General features: G+C 69.3%; 2 protein-coding genes. Both read left to right on the top strand.

Annotated elements, in window-relative coordinates; all coding sequences use genetic code 11:
• Positions 1-1,278 (top strand): hypothetical protein (locus C1I89_RS33250; protein WP_102776377.1); only part of this gene is annotated, 1,278 nt, incomplete at its 5' end.
• Positions 1,279-2,910, top strand: a 1,632-nt coding sequence (locus C1I89_RS33245) for a DUF935 domain-containing protein (protein ID WP_258231579.1), incomplete at its 3' end; no start/stop codon positions are given.

Raw genomic sequence — 2,910 nt, 5'->3', positions numbered from 1 at the left:
GCCAGCGGCTTTCGCGTCACGGCCCTGTCGTCGCGGCCCGAGAACATCCACGGCCTACAGGGCTTCGTCAACATCGACGAGGCCGCCCTGCACAAGAACGTGGCGCACGTCCTGGAGTCGGCCACGGCCCTGCTGATCTGGGGCGGGCGCATCCGCGTGTGGTCCACGCACCGGGGCAAAAAAAACGCCTTCAACGAGCTGGTAAGCGACGTTCGCGCCGGCCGCTACGGCAAGAAGGCCGGCGTGATCCGCATCGGCTTTGATGACGCGGTCGGCAACGGCCTGTACGAGCGCGTGTGCTTCATGGCCGGCCGGCCGGCCACGCCCGAGGGCAAGCGCGACTGGTACGAGAGCATCCGCGCGGCTTACGGCCCGCGCAAGGCGGCCATGCGCGAAGAGCTGGACGTGATCCCGCGCGACGGCCAGGGCACGGCCATCCCGACCGTGTGGCTGGAGCGGGCCATGCCCGAGGTCCGGCCGGTGTTGCGCCTGGTGTTCGATGACGACTTCCCCCGGCGCTCGGAGGCCGAGCGCGAGGCGTGGTGCGAGAAGTGGATGGCGGTCCACCTGGCGCCGGTGCTGGATGCCGCCATGGAAGGCTTCACCGGGCGCTGGGCGGTCGGCATGGACTTCGCGCGGCATCGGCACTTTTCCATCATCAAGCCGGCGCGCATCACCACCGAGCTGGCGCGCGACGTGCCGTTCCTGGTCGAAATGGCCAACGCGCCGACCCGGCAGCAGGAGCAGATCCTGTGGTTCCTGCTGGATCGGCTGGAACGCTGGACCTTCGCGGGCGATGCGTCCGGCCCTGGCCAGACGCTGATGGAGTACACCGGCGACCGCTACGGACGGGCCGAACTGAACGAGGACACGGGCGCCTACTACGGCGGGCCGGTGCATGAGGTAGTGCTGTCGCGCGCCTGGTACGGCCAGTGGATGAGCAAGTACATCGGCCTGTTCGAGGACGGCTTCATCGCCCTGCCGCGCGACGCATCGCTGGAGGATGACCATCGCGCCGTCGAGTACATCGACGGCATCCCGATGGTGCCCAAGATCGAGCGCAAGGATCTGAAGGACGCCGACCTGGTGCGCCACGGCGACGGGGCCATCGCGGGCGCGCTGATGAACTTCGCCGCCACCAATCCCGCCGACCGGGAAATCGACTTTATGAGCACTGGCGTCAAGCGCAACAGCTACGCCGTGGAGGCCGACGTGGGGCGCATCACGGATACCGGCTGGGGCACCGTCAGCGGCTCGCTGGATATGGGAGGGTTCTAGATGGCGACCGAGAACGAGAAGCCGGACAACGAAAAACCAATCATGCAGGAAGTGGCCACCACGATGGACGGCCGCGACATCACGCGCGGGTTTGTCTCGCCCCTGCAACTGCTGCAGCCGTCCGACACCGTGCTGCGCAGCCGGGGCAATAGCGATCTGCGCCTGTACGAGGAGCTGCTGCGCGACGACCAGGTCAAGGCCACCTGGCAGCAGCGCCAGCTGGCGGTCATATCGGCCGATTGGGATGTGCAGCCGGGCGGCACCAGCGCGCAGGACCAGGCCGCCGCCGACTTCCTGCGCGAGCAGCTGAACAACATCAAGTTCGACCAGACCACGATGGGCATGCACTACGGCGTCTTCTACGGCTACGCCGTGGGCGAGTGCATGTACGGCCGCGACGGCCGGCATGTGACGCTGGAGGCCATCAAGGTGCGCAACCGCCGGCGCTTTCGCTTTGACGGCGCCGGCCGGCTGCGCATGCTCACGGCCAACCAGCCCGACGGCGAGCTGCTGCCGGGGCGCAAGTTCTGGACGTTTGCCACCGGGGCCGACCACGACGACGAACCCTATGGCCAGGGCCTGGGGCACTGGCTGTACTGGCCGGTCTTTTTCAAGCGCAACGGGTTGCGGCTGTGGCTGGTGTTCCTGGACAAGTTCGGCCAGCCGACCGCCAAGGGGCACTACCCCGGCTCGGCCACCCAGCAGCAAAAGGACCGGCTGCTACAGGCCCTACAGGCCGTGCATAGCGACTCGGGCGTGGCGCTGCCCGATGGCATGGACATCGAGCTGATCGAGGCGGCCAGGTCGGGCACGGCGGACTACACCGAGCTGTACGACCGGATGGACCGCGCCATCGCCAAGGTGACCCTGGGCCATACCGGCTCCAGCGAGAGCGCGCCGGGCCGGCTGGGCGGCGAGGACATGGCCGGCGACGTGCGCGACGACATCACCAAGGCCGACGCCGACGTGCTGTGCGAATCATTCAACGCGGGCGTCGCGCGCTGGCTGACCGAGTGGAACTATCCCGGCGCGGCCGCGCCGCGCGTGTGGCGCAAGATGGAGCAGCCCGAGGATCTGAACCGCCTGTCCGAGCGCGACGAGCGCGTGTCCCGCCTGGGCTACCGCCCGACCCTGCGCTACGTCCAGGACCACTACGGCGAGGGCTGGGAAGTGGACAACCGCCCGCCGCCGGCGGCCGCGTCGCCTTTCGGCTTTGCCGAGGACGACGACAGCGTGCGGCTGCGCGCCGACGCCATGGCCGACCGCCTGGAGCGCGAGGCCGAGCCGGCCATGGCCGCGCTGATGGAGCCGGTGCGCCGCCTGGTGGCCAGCGCCGGCAGCCTGCAGGAGATCCGCGACGGCCTGTACAGCCTGTACNGACACCATGACCGACCGCCTGGAGCGCGAGGCCGAGCCGGCGATGGCCGCGCTGATGGAGCCGGTGCGCCGCCTGGTGGCCAACGCCGGCAGCTTACAAGAGATCCGCGACGGCCTGTACAGCCTGTACGCCGACATGCCCAGCGAGCAGCTGGCCGTGGTCATGCGCCGGGCCATTGCGGCGGCCGCCCTGGCCGGCCGGGCCGACGTGGCCGAGGGGGAGTAAATGGCCGTCCAGTACCGCGACCTGCCGTT

The organism is Achromobacter pulmonis, from assembly GCF_002885955.2.
Taxonomy (GTDB): Bacteria; Pseudomonadota; Gammaproteobacteria; order Burkholderiales; family Burkholderiaceae_B; genus Achromobacter; species Achromobacter pulmonis_A.
The sequence above is the reverse complement of the archived record's forward strand: the minus strand, read 5'-3'. Positions and strand labels throughout refer to the sequence as shown.